Origin of the sequence: Bacillus seohaeanensis, from assembly GCF_042684945.1 — a bacterium.
GTDB classification, from domain to species: domain Bacteria; phylum Bacillota; class Bacilli; order Bacillales; family Bacillaceae_B; genus Rossellomorea; species Rossellomorea seohaeanensis.
The window spans coordinates 1-14,410 of record NZ_JBHUMF010000013.1; the positions used below are offsets into that span (position 1 = coordinate 1).

Sequence of the window (14,410 nt, forward strand, 5' to 3'; positions counted from 1 at the left end):
ACTAAACAATTTAACCTGACATTGTTCGTCTTTAGGGGATAGTACTTTAGTTATGTCCCAGCCTCTTAACCCACTATAAATATTTTTTCATTTTACATTCCCTTTGCCTTTACAACGCGGACAGGTCTCAGAACCACCCAATACTAACTGAAAATACCCTTTTCCTGAACAATAAACACATGTCTCCTTATCAGTAGCTCTCATGTTACCCTCTCCTTTTTTCTTAATTTTCAGATAATAATACCATCATCTTTTGAAATTGAAAAGGGACATAATACAGTATGTACTTCTAAGTAAACGGATACATGTGGGGTTATCTCACAATATCTCAGTTTTTTTATCTTTTACAGAATATTTGAAAAATGACAGAGCAATATTGCTCTGTCATTGAATACTTCTATTAAAAGAATTTAAATTTTCCTTTTTTGAATACTAGTGATGGTCCGCCAACCATGTATAATGCACGGTTGTCTATCACTTTTTTCATAAAGGAAGCTTTAGTACCTGTCAGCTTTTTACCATATACAACGCCAATAGCATCATCTTCACCTAAGGAACACACTGTACCTTTAATATCTGGAGTGAATTCTTCTAAATGCTCGCTTCCTTTTACTAAGCTAGCGATGTTACGCGCACATACTTCCCCTTGCTGCATAGAAATTTGCGCAGTTGGAGGATATGGTCGATTAATTTCCTCATTGATCATTAAAGAACAGTCTCCGATAACAAAAATATTATCATGACCAGGAGCTCTAAGATCTTTATTTATTTTAACACGTGCACGCATGTTTTCAATGCCTGCTTTTTCGATTAGAGGATTACCTCTTACACCAGCAGCCCAAACAACAGTGCCAGCTTTGATTTCTTCCACTTCGTCTTCGCCTTTAGCGATTAACACACTATTTTCAGTTGCTTCTTTTAATGGTGTACCAATAGAAAATTCTACACCTTTTTTCTCTAATTTTGCTCTTGCATACTTAACAAGTTCTGGATCAAATCCAGGTAAGATCATAGGAGCAGCTTCAACACAAACGATTCGTACTTTTTTAGGGTCTACATCGTATTCTTTACAAAGCTCTGGTATACGATTTCCTAACTCCCCTAAAAATTCAATACCTGTGAACCCAGCTCCACCTACAATGATTGTTAAACGTTCATCGTTTTTCTCATCTTCGGTTTTGTAAGTAGCGAATTGATATTCGATATGCTCACGAATTTGACGTGCAGAATTAACATTAGAAATCATGAAAGCATACTCTTTTAATCCTTGAATGCCAAATGTTTCTGCTTCTGCTCCTAATGCAATTACTAAATAGTCAAATTCCAATTCACCTTGGTCTGTAATGACCTTCTTCTCTTCAATCTTAATGTCTTCTACTGTTGCTTGTAAAAAGTTTACTTTACTGCGATTAATTACATCATTGATACTATAACGTACGCGATCATGATGAAGAGTACCAGCGGAAGCTTCATGCAACCATGTTGTTTCATAGTGGTAATCATTTTTATTAACTAATATAATTTCGGCAGCATCTGTACCCATTTCTTTTTGAAGACGAGTTACTGTCATTAATCCGCCATAACCTGCACCTAAAACGACGATTCTTGGCTTTCTCAACTAAATCACATCCATCTTTTTTTATTGATTTTGTGAAAGATATACTTAGCTTCCTCCACATGTTTCTTTTTTATCCCGTTCAATCTATAGCCAAGCTTTAACTAGTAGTGATAATAGTTTAAACGTGATAAATATCAATTAGGTAATAAAATATAATAAATAAATTAAAACAAAAAAATTGTGACACTTTTCACGAACTAAAACAAAAATGTTCGAAAAATGTCATAATATCTTAACAATATGTCTCCACTACATAATATTCTTTTTACTAGGGTTTTTCAAGATATATATAAGAAATAAGTAAACTTAAGAAAATTATGAAAAGTCGATAGAAATGGGGACTACTCTTACTTCACGAAAAGCAAAAATACCGAAGAATGGAGTGAAATGTGATAGAATGAAGTGGGATTTCCAACAACAGGGATACAATTCCTTAATGATACTGGAGATCAGTCTAGCCTTCAATCTCTAGAATTAGGGGATTTAGCTATTTCTGAACCATTAAATATAACGGAAGAAGGCTTACTACTCGTTTCTTCGGGATAAAATATAATAATGGTTCTATTTTCAGGAGGGATTTCACGTGAGAGAAGATCAAAAAGTTTATGATATAACAATTATTGGAGGCGGCCCAACAGGTTTGTTTACCGCTTTTTACGGTGGAATGCGAAAAGCATCTGTAAAAATTATCGAAAGTTTACCTCAATTAGGTGGACAGTTAGCTACATTATATCCAGAGAAATACATATATGATGTTGCGGGTTTTCCTAAAATAAAAGCACAGGAACTTGTGGATAACCTTAAAGAACAAATGGCCATGTTCGAACCCACTATCTGCCTTGAACAAGCTGTAGAAGGTTTAGAAAAACAAGCAGATGGTGTTTTTAAACTTACAACGAACAATGAAGTCCATTATTCTAAAACAATTATTATTACGGCAGGAAACGGTGCATTCCAACCAAGACGATTAGAACTTGAGAATGCTGACAAATATGAGGGAAAAAACTTGCATTACTTTATTGATAATTTAGAACGCTTTAGAGATAAAAAAGTAGTTATTTGTGGAGGAGGAGATTCAGCAGTTGACTGGGCACTAATGCTAGAACCAATTGCTGAAAAAGTTTCCCTTGTACATCGCCGTGATAAGTTTAGAGCACACGAAAGTAGTGTAGAGGAGTTGAAAAACTCGGCTGTAGAACTCAAAACTCCATTCGTTCCGGTTGAAGTTGTTCATGATGAAGAAAAAATCACTCAACTCATCTTAGATGAAGTCCGTGGAGATACAAAAGAAGTAGTAGAGCTTGATGAGCTTATCGTTAACTTCGGTTTCGTTTCCTCTCTTGGACCAATTAAGGATTGGGGATTAGAAATTGAAAGGAACTCCATTATCGTTAATTCTAAAATGGAAACGAACATTCCAGGTATCTACGCAGCTGGAGATGTCAGTACGTACGAAGGAAAGGTAAAATTAATTGCCAGCGGTTTCGGTGAGGCACCTACAGCGGTTAGTAATGCGAAAACATACTTAGATCCAAAAGCAAGAGTTCAACCAATGCATAGTACATCTATGTTTGAATAACAAAAACGTAAGCGCCTTGAACACCCTAAAAGTTTCATAAGCCAATCATCCTAGAAAGGTGCTTTTTATGCCTTTTGCGATGATTGGCTTATGCGCTTGAGTGGCTAAATCACTTTAATGTTAAAGTTTTCCCCATGCGAATATTTTATAACGAAAAAAGCTGTCCTAAGAGTATTAAGCTCTTAGGACAGCTTTTTATTAACAGTTTTCTGGAGTACCTACATTCGTAGCAGTTCTAAACGATGAACCACAACCGCAAGATGCAATGGCATTTGGATTATCGATGGTAAATCCGCCGCCCATCATGGATTGCTTATAGTCAATTTTCGTTCCATTTAAAATAGCTGCGTCATTCTTTGCCACAACCACTTTGATACCGTGCTGCTCTAATAAGGAATCATCCTCTCCTACTTCACTTTCAAAACCCATACCGTAGGAAAGTCCACTACAGCCTCCGCCTTTAACAGCTACTCTTAATAAAGCATCCGCTTCATCGTGTTCCTTCATCATATCCTTAATCTGAAGGGCAGCGGCTTCTGTAAGAATAACAACTTCACTCATTCTCTACACCTCCACTGTAATCTACCTTGTATTTTACTTTCAGTATACTCTTTTATTCTTTATTACTCAACCAATGGAGCTTGTGTGACAACTTTTCTATTCACCTTCATAAAAACTAGTCTTTTATACTCATTTGGTATTATAATTAAGTATAATAGTCCTATTATCTATTTCAGAAAGAGGTGTGAAGCATGACAGAGATCACTCCGTTTTATGAAAAACAGGTGCAATGCCTATCGTGTAAAAACTCATTTTCAACAACAAAAATCCGCTCCAGATTTGTAAAAGTTAGTAGGCACGATGGAGATTTTTGTCCAATTTACGCGTCCACTGATATAAATCCTTTGCTTTATAATATACACGTTTGTCCTTCTTGTGGTTTTTCTTTTACCGAAGACTTCAATCGTTACATGGTACCAGCTGTTCAAAAAGAGCTAGAAGAAAAGATTAGCCTCCATTGGACAAAACAAGACTATGGTAAGATTAGAAGCTATAAAGAGGCAATAAATACTTATAAGCTCGGAGCATACTGTGCCCTTATTAAACGTGAAAAGAAAATCACGATTGCTGGATTATATTTACGGACAGCTTGGTTATACCGATATTCCGCAGAGGAAGAGGAAGAACAAAGATTTTTAAGGCTTGCTGTTCATGAATATATGGAATCTTATTCAACTGGAGACTTCCAAGGTTCTTCTATGACAGAAGTAAAACTTACTTATTTAATTGCGGAATTACATAGAAGGCTGGAACAATATGAAGACGCCGCTAGGTACCTTTCTAAAGTATTGGAAAAACAAAAGGCATCAACAGAACCTAAAATTATTGAAATGGCTAAAGAACGCTGGCAGGAGATGCGTGGGGCATACAAGGAAGCACGTTCTAGTTAATGATTCAATGATACTAGAAATAAAACAGGGTACCAAACGAGTCTCGTTTGGTACCCTGTTTTTATATAAATAGTTATCAATGCATTAAAACATTGGGTTTTCTTCTAAAAATTGATAGATGTTATCTACTAATTCTTGCGGTGTATCACCTGTGACAACCTCCCCATTAACTAAAGCATAATGGGACTGCGCACATTTTCCACAATAGCCTAAACACCCATATTCTATAACATCAAGATTAGGATCTCGTTCCACTATTTCAAGTGCTTCTTGAGCACCACTCGCTAAGTTGCTAATACAAAACTCAATAATTGGTTTCACTTCTATCACCTCACAACTATTAGTTATGCTATCTTTTTTTTGAGTAAACGTCAACGAATTGCGCTTTTGTTAATCGTATAACAGATTGTGAAGATTTTCGCCAATTTCTGTTGTGAAAGCACTGTTATTTCGATATACTTTTACTGTTAATAGGTTTAGTTTCTTCGTACTTTTTACGATTATGAATCATATTGAAAATGCTTACTATAAATGTATACTGCAAAAGGGGAAATTTCCATGAAACAATTAGTGCTGCTTGGAGGCGGTTACGGAAACATGCGCGTACTGCTTCGCTTATTACCTAATCAACTACCAGAAGACGTTTCCATTACGCTTGTTGATCGAGTACCTTACCACTGTTTAAAAACAGAATATTATGCATTAGCGGCAGGTACTATTTCCGATCAGCATGTTAGAGTCGACTTTCCAGAACACCCTCGACTATCAACGAGATTTGGTGAAATCACAGAAATTGATATCGAAAATAAATTGATTCATCTGGAAGACCAAGAGCCAGTTTCATATGATGATTTAATTGTTGGATTAGGCTGTGAGGACAAATATCATAATGTTCCAGGTGCAGATGAATTTACTTACAGTATCCAATCCATTGAAAAATCACGCAGAACATATGAATCATTATGTAATCTTCCTGCCGGAAAAATTGTTGGAATTGTCGGTGCAGGATTGAGCGGCATTGAGTTAGCAAGTGAACTGAGGGAAAGTCGTTCTGACTTGAAGATTAAGCTCTTTGACCGCGGACCGAGAATTCTAAACGCCTTCCCTGAACGATTAAGTGCTTATGTTCACAAATGGTTCGAAGACAATGACGTCGAAATAGTTAACGGAGCAAACATTACAAAAGTAGAACCAAACACATTGCATAACCATGAAGAACAAATTTACTGTGATGCTATCGTTTGGACAGCTGGTATTCAACCAAATCGTGTTGTACGAAACATGGACGTTGAAAAGGATAGACAAGGACGTGTCGTATTAACGAAACATCATAATATCCCAATTGATGAGCATGTTTATGTTGTAGGAGATTGCGCTAGCCTCCCTCATGCCCCAAGTGCACAACTTGCGGAAGGACAAGCAGAACAAATTGTTCAGATTTTACTAAAACGTTGGAAAAATGAACCGCTGCCTGAAGAACTACCGACAATTAAGCTAAAAGGTATTTTAGGTTCACTCGGTAAAAAACATGGCTTCGGTCTTGTAAATGATCGCTCTATTACTGGGCGCGTTGCCCGTTTAATGAAATCTGGCGTACTTTGGATGTATAAATATCATAATGGGTAAAAAAGGAAAAGGAGTAACCGCAAAAATGGTTACTCCTTTTCTTTACACTGCTTTATATCCAAACTTTTCTAACTCAGAAAAAATTGTTTTTAATTTAGGGTTCCCTTCCCCAACTATATTGCCTTCTAGTAACACGACAGGATAAAACATATCCTCTTCAATAACTCTTTCTGCAAATAACTTAATTGCCTCATCTTCTGGAGGCTGATAAATATCCACATATTTAATCGTAAATGGTTGGTTCGGGAATTTTCTTGCTACCGCCGCCTCTAACCATTCATATGTTTCTTTTGCTGAAGGTAAATTTACACAGCTAGCGCATAATTGCTCCGCACCATATACTTGAATCTCAACCAGTTTTTGTTCCATGCTATTCCCCCCTTTTTGGTCCCCTTTAGTATATTCTACAAAAAAATGGCATACCTTGAAACAAAATTGTTATTCCCAATTATTCGCTGTTAATAGATTTTTTTGTAATATGTCATTATAATAGAAGTAAAGAAAGGAGTAGATAAATATGACTGAACAAGAAATGCTACCAGCTGTACAGGAAGTATTAGATAAATTGCGCCCATTCCTACTTCGTGATGGAGGAGATTGTGAGCTTGTCGATGTAGAAGACGGCATCGTAAAACTCCGCCTACTAGGCGCATGTGGCAGTTGTCCAAGTTCAACAATCACACTAAAAGCCGGTATTGAACGTGCTCTTCTAGAAGAAGTTCCTGGTGTTGTTGAAGTAGAACAAGTATTTTAATTTCTACACTGAAATAAAACCTAAATCTCTAAATGGAGATTTAGGTTTTTTTATTAGAATAAACACCTTTATTTTTAAATTCTTTTGAGGCCGCTTCTCTTCAATTCCCAACTGTTTCTCTTCGTTCTTGATTATCTTTTTTGGGGATTAATACATCTAAAAGAGCCGGCATAACTACCCACCAGCTCTTCTACTTCATTTTTCCTTCCCCAGCCATTCCTTGTTCACAAGTGTTTTAGGTTTATCTCCATTCAATATCAAATTAATATTTTCTACACAAAGCATCATCATATTGTACCTTGTTTCTCTAGAGGAGCTCCCGATATGTGGTAATGCTACTACATTTTTCAAGGTTAACAAAGGATGGTCTGCACTAATTGGTTCCTTATCGAACACATCTAAACCCGCTCCTGCTATCTCTTTATTCTGTAAAGCTTCATAAAGGTTCTCTTCATTTACAATTGGCCCTCTTGCGGCATTGATGAAAATAGCAGACTTTTTCATCATCCGAAACTGCTCTTTTTGAAATAAACCTTTTGTTTCTGCTGTTAATGGAGCAAGGCAAACGACAAAGTCTGCACGTTTTAGTAGCTCGTCTAATTCTGTATAAACCGCACCGAGCTCTTCCTCTGCCTTCTGTTTACGGGAACGATTATGATAAAGAATTTCCATATCGAAGCCTTTAGCCCTTTTCGCAACTGCTTCTCCGATACTACCCATTCCAACGATTCCAATTGTTTTATGATGTATGTCCGTTCCAGCTAATAAAAGAGGTGACCAGCTTTTCCATTCCCCTTCTCGAACGAATTGAGCTGCCTCCACTACTCTTCTAGCAGTAGCCATCAATAGCGCAAATGTTAAATCAGCTGTTGTTTCCGTCAAAACATCAGGAGTATTGCAAATCGCAATTCCCTTTTCGTTCGCTGCGTTTAAATCAATATTATCAAAACCCACTGCCATATTTGCAACAACTTTTAATTCAGACGAAACTTCAAACAACTCTTGATCTACATTATCAGAAAGCACTGTAAATAAAGCACTAGCCTTTTTGGACTTTTCCAATAAAATAGTACGCGGTACTGGAGAATCTTCTCGTTCCCACATTTCCACCTCAAAGTTTGATTGTAAGTTCTCAACAATTTCACTTGGAATCTTTCTTGTAATATAAACAAATGGTTTCATTTTATCCCGCCCCTTTACTATGTCGTATTTCTATATTTTAACATAGTAAACAGGCTTCCTTTAAAAGGAATATACCTAAATTAATAACATTTTACTGAAGCCAATCAATAACAGGAATACCTAGCTTCTTTACCGGAACCTCACTTAAATGGTAAAACTCAGCTAAAAAACGTTCATAATGCCGGGACTGTTTTAAATGCCTTTCTAATTTCTCTTCCATCGTTTTTCTTTGTTGATCAGACTGAGAAATATAATATTCTTCTATACACTCAAAATAGTGAAGCGGGAATAACAGCCTAGCGTACAACAACCTCCATGAAAAAGAACTAAGAGGTGTAATTGTCTGATACGACCTGAGAAATTCCTGTAAATCATGATGAAAAGTGTTGCTTTTTAGAAAATATTTCTCCCTAACCCATTCAGCTAAATCTCTGCTGCAATGGTCAAACACCCATTGGAATGGGAAATGTATCCACACTTCATTTCCCCAAGTTTTACTGCCAAATCGTTCATGACAAACAGTTCCTGCATCTGTTTCTTTCGGTTCATCATCTAGTTCAGTGTCAACTAAATATTGAATTGCATTTTCGGCTAACGCACTATAATAAGGATAACTTTCTGCAAACTTTCGTTCAAATTCATCTCCAGGGTGTTGTTCTACAACTTTTAAATAAGCACTTTCTAATTGGGCCAGCCTCGTTTCCCATAGTTGCTTCCATTTTCCCATTCGACTTATCTTTTCTACCCTTTCTTGATAAAGCCTTCCTCTATAATGAAGTTTACTCAACTTCCTTCCTACCTTCTTTTGTGATGAAGCTTGAATAAAATTATTCTTTAATACAACAAAGTCTTCGTTTCTTTCTGTTACAAGAAACTTTTCTTCACTTGTTGGTACAAAAGAAGATACATAGATATCTCCTGCGGATGATAAGTGTTCCGTTAAATTATAAAGTTCTACTAGCGTTTCTTGTTCCAAATTGGTAACTGGAACAATACTATATAGTAATTCACCCACTAAATAGCGGTCCATTTCCCCATCATAAAAGGAACGCTCAGGGTGTATACCAAAATATTTCGTTAAGATTTCTTGGGACATTGTTCCTCTCTCCTATCCAGTCTACGATCAAAATTTTCGTTCTAATATATATATATGTAAGAAAAAGAACGATTCATGAATATGAAAGGAAATAGATGGGCAAAAATGAGGATAATGGATGCTTTTTCTATTCTTTATTAACTAATCATATAAATAAAGTAAAACTACAAATAGTGGGATTCCTACTGTTTGTTAGCTGAATCAATTGAGCGTTTACGAGCAGTTATCCCCCCACCTACACTTTGTTCGATTGCTCTAATCCCTGAGGTGGAGGTATTAATGCCCGTTAATGCGGGATAAAGTAAAGCTTCTTGCGTAATAACGGGAAGGTATAATCAAAAGGAAAAGGTGAAGAGGATGAAGGAAGAAAAGAAAATGAACTTAACAGAAGAAACGGCAAGAAAATGGCTTCACGAACGTGGCGTAGAAATAAAAGATATTGCTGAATTGGTTATGTATCTTCAACACAAATACCATGACAACCTTCTTATAGAGGATTGTATTCACAACGTGGAAAAAGTAATATCAAAGAGGGAAGTGCAAAATGCTATCCTAACAGGTATTCAGCTAGATCGATTAGCTGAAAAAAAGATGCTTGAAGAACCACTTCAAGGTATCATTGAAGTTGACGAAGGATTATATGGTGTAGATGAAATTTTAGCGTTTTCCATTGTGAATGTGTACGGGTCAATTGGTTTTACTAATTATGGGTATATTGATAAACAAAAGCCAGGTATCCTTGAAAAGTTAAATGATAAATCCGGAGGTCAGTGCCATACATTCCTTGACGATATTGTCGGAGCAATTGCAGCTGCAGCATCTAGCCGTCTAGCACATCGTGTAGAATCTACTGAGTGAGGTAAGGGTATATCTCTTGCCTTTTTTACTTTTCCCAAAGCATCATGTTGGGAGCTCCCTTTATCTTTATAGAAGGAGCCCCTAGCATGGCATGTTAACCTTGTATTTCTTTTATACTTCCCACTCATCAAGAGTATTAATAGTATAGGTCGGCTGAACATCTTTCATTTTTAAAATATCCTTCGTTGTCACTCCCGTATGAACAAGCAATGTATCCAGGCCTGCATTTATCCCAGCAAGAATATCCGTATCATAATTGTCACCAACCATTAACGTATCTTCTTTTGCTACCCCTAACACTTCAAGCGCTTGTTCCATAATAATCGACTCTGGTTTTCCGATAAAAATTGGCTCTGTTTGCGTCGAGACCGTAATAACTGAAGTCAAGGAACCATTCCCTGGCAATAAACCTCTTTCAGTTGGAATGGCGATATCTCCATTAGTTGAAATAAAAGTTGCCCCATTTCGTACACCTAAGCAACCGAGCGCAAGCTTTTCATAGTTAATATCACGATCAATCCCAACAATAACAAAATCCGGACCTTCCTCTACTAGTGTAATACCCTTCTCTTGCAACGCTGACTGGATTCCCTCTTCACCAATTACATATGCTGTCGCATCCTTTTTTTTGTCAGCAATGAACTGTGCTGTTGCCATAGAGGTTGTAAAAACTTGTTCCGGCGTTGCAGGGATATCAAAGCCTCGAAGTTTTTCCGCTACCTGCTCTGGGCGTCTGGATGAATTGTTCGTCACAAATAAATAAGGCAATCCCTTATCAATTAGTCTTTGAATAAACGCTCCCGCTTCCTCAATCTTTTCTTTCCCTTTATACATTGTTCCATCTAAATCAATTAAGTATCCTTTATAACTTTTCATCATTTACCTCCATTAGTTCTTCTCCACTATTATAACCAAAACATCTTTAAGTACATTTTTTCAAGAATAAAAACGCCTCCTTTTAAAGAAAGCGTTTTCCACGAAATACATGTTAATTTCTAAAAGCTGATACCGGACCAAGCTCTGTTTCTAAGTAATGACGTATAGATATTGGAAATTGTTTTAGTGTTGATAAAACTTTTCCTAAAGTCTCAGTTAATTCAGTATGGGTAACAGTGGTATATTCTTGGACAAGTTTCTTTCTCCACTCCACAATAACTTTAAGGTCCTTACTCATATCTTTTCTTACGACTTTCTCATCCAATAAAATGTCAATGATATCTTCATAACTTCCAGGGTCACGCATAATAAAGCCATCAATCATTGCATTTCCAACATCCAAAATAGACTCTACGACTGTATGGGCGATTCTTTCTAAAGCTAGCTTTTCAATAGGAGAATCCCAATTATTTTTCTTTTCCAAAATAGCTAATTGTTCCTCCATATATTGAAGAACAACTTCAATCTTTTCTCGATCAACAAAATACAAAGCAGCCACCTCTTTAGACCAAATTGCTTACCAACTCTATTTTAACATAAAGTGAAACTTCAATCAGTGGGGATTTTTACTGCCCATTAATGTGGGGGAAATAAAACAAAATCTTAAAAATCGCTCACTTTATTAGGAGACTGACTTCCATTTTAATTGGCTGCTTTTATAAAGTTTGTTGTTGATGGGAAGCGGACCATTCCTCCCCGAGGAGCCTAGTGTCCGTAGCGGAAATTAACGGGCTAAATTCATAAGTAAAAACAACAATCTGTGAGAAAAGATCCTTTAGAAAACAACCTTTCAATTAAATAAATTCATCAAGAAACTCCTTTAATTCTCCTGCTTCTTCTTCTGTTAATTTAAAGGTACTCTCTAAATAGCCAGGCTCTTCTAAATCATCATTTCCAATAATTGCGAATCGACTGCCTTGTAAATCAAGAATAAGATGTTTTCCATAGTAACGCTCTGTTTTAATAATGGCTAAATCATAACGTTGCTGTTCACCCATAAAGCTGACAAAACGTGTTTCCGTTGCTTCCGTATCATCATATAAATAAAAACGATCTTCCATCCTAAACCCCCCCTTCGTGTAATGAAGCCCCACTAATAATTATTTTACTTTTTTTATTAGGAAGTAAGGACACCCAAAATTACAGTACTCATACAAATAATCTTTGTATGTACTCACCTTTGTATCAAAGGATGCCTTTTGATTTTGGTCGTCAAAAAAGCCTTTTAACCTTAGCTGACCATAGCCCCAATCACCAAAGATATAATCGTATTTCGTTAATATATCACTATATCTTCCCTTAAACGCTTCTTCATCGAAGCCTTCTCTAAATTCTTCTATCATTTCATAACAAGTATTTTGTATGCAAATCATTATAGCGCACCTTCTTTCCATTCCTTATTTAAAATTATAACGGATTGTCCATTAATTACTAAGAGAAAATTAAAATTAAATGGTGACTCTAACAAATGAGGGGGTGTTTTAGTTGAACAAAACAATACTAGGAACAACTTTATTAACCTTTGCTCTTGTTGGAACTGCCTGTTCTGACGATTTTGCGACGAATGATGTATATCCCGAAAATGGAAACACCATCAATGTGAGTGATCGACAAGACCTTTATAATAAAGATGGCAGAGATAGCGAAGATTTTGGTTATGTCCGTCAGCAAAAAAGTCCAGTAGAAGGTCAGCCTATTTCGTATAAAGACATGTATACCGTGGATCGGGAAAAAGTTGCAGATGCCATCAGTAGAATGAGCATTGCCCTTCCCAACGTTAATGACAGCTCTACACTCGTTACAGATGAAGAAGTGCTTGTTTCCTATGTAACAGACAAAGATAAAAAAGATAAAGATGGTCGATTTGCTGTTGCCGATCAAGTAAAAAGAACAGCGATGAGCGTCGTTCCTCGCTGGTATCACGTATATGTCACAGATGATCCGAACTTGATGAGAGATGTTGAAAACCTTGCATCAATGGATACTGATATGGATAATGTCAATACTGCTATTGATGATACTATTAATTTAATGTTAAAAGCTTCTCCTCAAGGAAATAAGGTTGATGCCGGTGAAAATGCTAATGGTGAAATGACGCAGGATAAATATGAATTACAAGATGATGATGTTCACCAGATCAATCGTGAGCGTCAAAAGCGTAACGATCACACGGAAGAATCAAATAACGAGAACAATACAGGTACAACAGGTGATATGCAAGAATAACTTCACTGTAATAAAGGGACTGACACGATTAGACGAGTCAGTCCCTTTAAATAGTTAATTAAGCATTTTGAGCTTCTTTTTCCCCTTGTGCCTGTTTTGCTTTAGCTGCAGCATTTACTTGCTCATCCGCATGATAAGAAGAACGTACAAGCGGTCCTGCTTCACAATGGCTAAACCCTTTTTCGATAGCCGCTTTGCGAAGTTCAGCAAATTCATCAGGATGATAATACTTTTGCACTTTAAGATGTTTTTTAGATGGTTGTAGATATTGTCCAATTGCCATGATATCTACATTGCTTGCACGAAGGTCATCCATTGTTTCAAGAATCTCCTCTTTTGTTTCACCAAGACCGACCATAATACTTGATTTCGTAGGAACATCTGGTTGAAGTTCTTTTGCTCGGCGAAGGAACTCTAGTGTACGATCATATGTGGCACGTGCACGAACTCTTGGAGTCAAACGTCTAACCGTTTCCACATTGTAGTTCATAATATCAGGCTTCGCATCCATTAACGTTTTGATATTATCAAAAACACCACCCATATCAGATGGAAGTACTTCAATCGTTGTAAATGGATTTTTTCTGCGGATTGCTCTTACTGTTTCAGCAAAAACCTCAGATCCACCATCTTTTAAGTCATCACGTGCTACGGCAGTTACAACAACATGTTTAAGATTCATCATTTGAACTGAATCTGCTACACGTTCCGGTTCCTTCCAATCTAATTCATTTGGAAGACCAGTTTTTACTGCACAGAAACGGCATGCACGTGTACAAACATCGCCTAAGATCATAAATGTAGCGGTTCTTCTTGTACCCCAACATTCATGAATATTAGGACAGCGAGCCTCTTCACATACAGTGTGAAGATTGTTCTCCCGCATCATTTTCTTTAAACCAGTATAATTATCATTCGTGTTCAGCTTTATTTTAAGCCAATCAGGTTTACGGATATGTTCATCTTTTTTGCTCAATACCCTCATCTCCAATCATTAATAGTTGCACTGAGGCAAAGGGTGAAACAGACCTAGTATGTAGGTAAGCTAAAATTTATTATAGTACTTCTTTCTTTGTCACTTTAT

The 14,410-nt window shown here is 36.7% G+C and carries 19 protein-coding genes; 7 read left to right on the plus strand and 12 right to left on the minus strand.

Annotated elements, in window-relative coordinates; genetic code table 11:
• Nucleotides 1-87: 87 nt before the first annotated feature.
• Nucleotides 88-204 (minus strand): YuiA family protein, encoded by a 117-nt coding sequence (locus tag ACFSUL_RS05365; RefSeq protein ID WP_377933404.1) that lies wholly within the window; start codon nt 202-204, stop codon nt 88-90.
• 196 nt (nt 205-400) lie between these two features.
• Entirely contained in the window at nt 401-1,618 is a 1,218-nt protein-coding gene (locus tag ACFSUL_RS05370) for an NAD(P)/FAD-dependent oxidoreductase (protein ID WP_377933406.1), read from the minus strand.
• 402 nt (nt 1,619-2,020) lie between these two features.
• On the opposite strand from ACFSUL_RS05370, the gene ACFSUL_RS05375 reads away from it, so the two are divergent.
• The gene (locus ACFSUL_RS05375; RefSeq protein ID WP_377933408.1) at nt 2,021-2,164 is read left to right on the plus strand and encodes a hypothetical protein; all 144 of its coding nucleotides are present in this window, start codon (nt 2,021-2,023) and stop codon (nt 2,162-2,164) included.
• Nucleotides 2,165-2,201: 37 nt separating this feature from the next.
• Nucleotides 2,202-3,197 (plus strand): NAD(P)/FAD-dependent oxidoreductase, encoded by a 996-nt coding sequence (locus ACFSUL_RS05380; RefSeq protein WP_377933410.1) that lies wholly within the window; start codon nt 2,202-2,204, stop codon nt 3,195-3,197.
• Between the two features lie 198 nt (nt 3,198-3,395).
• Here ACFSUL_RS05380 and ACFSUL_RS05385 read toward each other — a convergent pair whose 3' ends face one another.
• The gene (locus ACFSUL_RS05385; RefSeq protein WP_377933412.1) at nt 3,396-3,758 is read right to left on the minus strand and encodes a HesB/IscA family protein; all 363 of its coding nucleotides are present in this window, start codon (nt 3,756-3,758) and stop codon (nt 3,396-3,398) included.
• A gap of 191 nt (nt 3,759-3,949) precedes the next feature.
• On the opposite strand from ACFSUL_RS05385, the gene ACFSUL_RS05390 reads away from it, so the two are divergent.
• Nucleotides 3,950-4,648: a DUF2225 domain-containing protein gene (locus tag ACFSUL_RS05390; RefSeq protein WP_377933414.1), complete on the plus strand. Its 699-nt coding sequence runs from the start codon at nt 3,950-3,952 to the stop codon at nt 4,646-4,648.
• An 84-nt stretch (nt 4,649-4,732) separates the two neighbouring features.
• On the opposite strand, the gene ACFSUL_RS05395 is transcribed toward ACFSUL_RS05390, so the two are convergent.
• On the minus strand, nt 4,733-4,969 hold the full coding sequence (locus ACFSUL_RS05395; RefSeq protein ID WP_071410895.1) for a YuzB family protein: 237 nt from the start codon (nt 4,967-4,969) through the stop codon (nt 4,733-4,735).
• Between the two features lie 237 nt (nt 4,970-5,206).
• On the opposite strand from ACFSUL_RS05395, the gene ACFSUL_RS05400 reads away from it, so the two are divergent.
• Entirely contained in the window at nt 5,207-6,274 is a 1,068-nt protein-coding gene (locus ACFSUL_RS05400) for an NAD(P)/FAD-dependent oxidoreductase (protein WP_377933416.1), read from the plus strand.
• Between the two features lie 42 nt (nt 6,275-6,316).
• Here ACFSUL_RS05400 and ACFSUL_RS05405 read toward each other — a convergent pair whose 3' ends face one another.
• Nucleotides 6,317-6,643 (minus strand): YuzD family protein, encoded by a 327-nt coding sequence (locus ACFSUL_RS05405; protein ID WP_071410893.1) that lies wholly within the window; start codon nt 6,641-6,643, stop codon nt 6,317-6,319.
• Nucleotides 6,644-6,791: 148 nt separating this feature from the next.
• Here ACFSUL_RS05405 and ACFSUL_RS05410 point away from each other — a divergent pair, with 148 nt between their 5' ends.
• A complete protein-coding gene (locus ACFSUL_RS05410; RefSeq protein WP_071410892.1) occupies nt 6,792-7,028 on the plus strand; it encodes a NifU family protein in 237 nt (78 codons plus the stop codon).
• 195 nt (nt 7,029-7,223) lie between these two features.
• Here ACFSUL_RS05410 and ACFSUL_RS05415 read toward each other — a convergent pair whose 3' ends face one another.
• Together ACFSUL_RS05415 and yutH are read right to left on the minus strand one after the other, a co-directional pair.
• Nucleotides 7,224-8,210 (minus strand): 2-hydroxyacid dehydrogenase, encoded by a 987-nt coding sequence (locus ACFSUL_RS05415; RefSeq protein WP_377933419.1) that lies wholly within the window; start codon nt 8,208-8,210, stop codon nt 7,224-7,226.
• A gap of 91 nt (nt 8,211-8,301) precedes the next feature.
• Entirely contained in the window at nt 8,302-9,306 is a 1,005-nt protein-coding gene (gene yutH / locus ACFSUL_RS05420; RefSeq protein ID WP_377933421.1) for a spore coat putative kinase YutH, read from the minus strand.
• A 357-nt stretch (nt 9,307-9,663) separates the two neighbouring features.
• On the opposite strand from yutH, the gene ACFSUL_RS05425 reads away from it, so the two are divergent.
• Nucleotides 9,664-10,164 carry a phosphatidylglycerophosphatase A family protein gene (locus ACFSUL_RS05425; protein ID WP_377933423.1) on the plus strand — a complete coding sequence of 167 codons (501 nt, stop codon included), beginning with the start codon at nt 9,664-9,666 and terminating at the stop codon, nt 10,162-10,164.
• A gap of 111 nt (nt 10,165-10,275) precedes the next feature.
• Here ACFSUL_RS05425 and ACFSUL_RS05430 read toward each other — a convergent pair whose 3' ends face one another.
• The 4 genes from ACFSUL_RS05430 to ACFSUL_RS05445 form a co-directional block, all read right to left on the minus strand.
• A complete protein-coding gene (locus ACFSUL_RS05430) occupies nt 10,276-11,040 on the minus strand; it encodes a TIGR01457 family HAD-type hydrolase (RefSeq protein ID WP_377933425.1) in 765 nt (254 codons plus the stop codon).
• A gap of 112 nt (nt 11,041-11,152) precedes the next feature.
• The gene (locus tag ACFSUL_RS05435; RefSeq protein WP_377933427.1) at nt 11,153-11,590 is read right to left on the minus strand and encodes a DUF86 domain-containing protein; all 438 of its coding nucleotides are present in this window, start codon (nt 11,588-11,590) and stop codon (nt 11,153-11,155) included.
• Between the two features lie 304 nt (nt 11,591-11,894).
• Nucleotides 11,895-12,161 carry a DUF3055 domain-containing protein gene (locus tag ACFSUL_RS05440; RefSeq protein WP_377933429.1) on the minus strand — a complete coding sequence of 89 codons (267 nt, stop codon included), beginning with the start codon at nt 12,159-12,161 and terminating at the stop codon, nt 11,895-11,897.
• A gap of 39 nt (nt 12,162-12,200) precedes the next feature.
• Nucleotides 12,201-12,473, minus strand: coding sequence for a YutD family protein (locus ACFSUL_RS05445; RefSeq protein WP_071410885.1), 273 nt, complete (start codon nt 12,471-12,473; stop codon nt 12,201-12,203).
• Between the two features lie 112 nt (nt 12,474-12,585).
• On the opposite strand from ACFSUL_RS05445, the gene ACFSUL_RS05450 reads away from it, so the two are divergent.
• Nucleotides 12,586-13,326 carry a YhcN/YlaJ family sporulation lipoprotein gene (locus tag ACFSUL_RS05450; RefSeq protein WP_377933431.1) on the plus strand — a complete coding sequence of 247 codons (741 nt, stop codon included), beginning with the start codon at nt 12,586-12,588 and terminating at the stop codon, nt 13,324-13,326.
• Nucleotides 13,327-13,384: 58 nt separating this feature from the next.
• On the opposite strand, the gene lipA is transcribed toward ACFSUL_RS05450, so the two are convergent.
• Complete coding sequence (gene lipA, locus ACFSUL_RS05455) at nt 13,385-14,302, minus strand: lipoyl synthase (RefSeq protein ID WP_377933433.1); 918 nt, start codon at nt 14,300-14,302, stop codon at nt 13,385-13,387.
• Nucleotides 14,303-14,410 lie beyond the last annotated feature (108 nt).

What these genes read in the sequence shown, in the direction of transcription:
- ACFSUL_RS05365 (WP_377933404.1), bottom strand. Translation starts at nt 204, where the DNA reads ATGAGAGCTACTGATAAGGAGACATGTGTTTATTGTTCAGGAAAAGGG.
- ACFSUL_RS05385 (WP_377933412.1), bottom strand. Translation starts at nt 3,758, where the DNA reads ATGAGTGAAGTTGTTATTCTTACAGAAGCCGCTGCCCTTCAGATTAAG.
- ACFSUL_RS05390 (WP_377933414.1), top strand. Translation starts at nt 3,950, where the DNA reads ATGACAGAGATCACTCCGTTTTATGAAAAACAGGTGCAATGCCTATCG.
- ACFSUL_RS05400 (WP_377933416.1), top strand. Translation starts at nt 5,207, where the DNA reads ATGAAACAATTAGTGCTGCTTGGAGGCGGTTACGGAAACATGCGCGTA.
- ACFSUL_RS05405 (WP_071410893.1), bottom strand. Translation starts at nt 6,643, where the DNA reads ATGGAACAAAAACTGGTTGAGATTCAAGTATATGGTGCGGAGCAATTA.
- ACFSUL_RS05410 (WP_071410892.1), top strand. Translation starts at nt 6,792, where the DNA reads ATGACTGAACAAGAAATGCTACCAGCTGTACAGGAAGTATTAGATAAA.
- ACFSUL_RS05415 (WP_377933419.1), bottom strand. Translation starts at nt 8,210, where the DNA reads ATGAAACCATTTGTTTATATTACAAGAAAGATTCCAAGTGAAATTGTT.
- yutH (WP_377933421.1), bottom strand. Translation starts at nt 9,306, where the DNA reads ATGTCCCAAGAAATCTTAACGAAATATTTTGGTATACACCCTGAGCGT.
- ACFSUL_RS05425 (WP_377933423.1), top strand. Translation starts at nt 9,664, where the DNA reads ATGAAGGAAGAAAAGAAAATGAACTTAACAGAAGAAACGGCAAGAAAA.
- ACFSUL_RS05430 (WP_377933425.1), bottom strand. Translation starts at nt 11,040, where the DNA reads ATGAAAAGTTATAAAGGATACTTAATTGATTTAGATGGAACAATGTAT.
- ACFSUL_RS05440 (WP_377933429.1), bottom strand. Translation starts at nt 12,161, where the DNA reads ATGGAAGATCGTTTTTATTTATATGATGATACGGAAGCAACGGAAACA.
- ACFSUL_RS05445 (WP_071410885.1), bottom strand. Translation starts at nt 12,473, where the DNA reads ATGATTTGCATACAAAATACTTGTTATGAAATGATAGAAGAATTTAGA.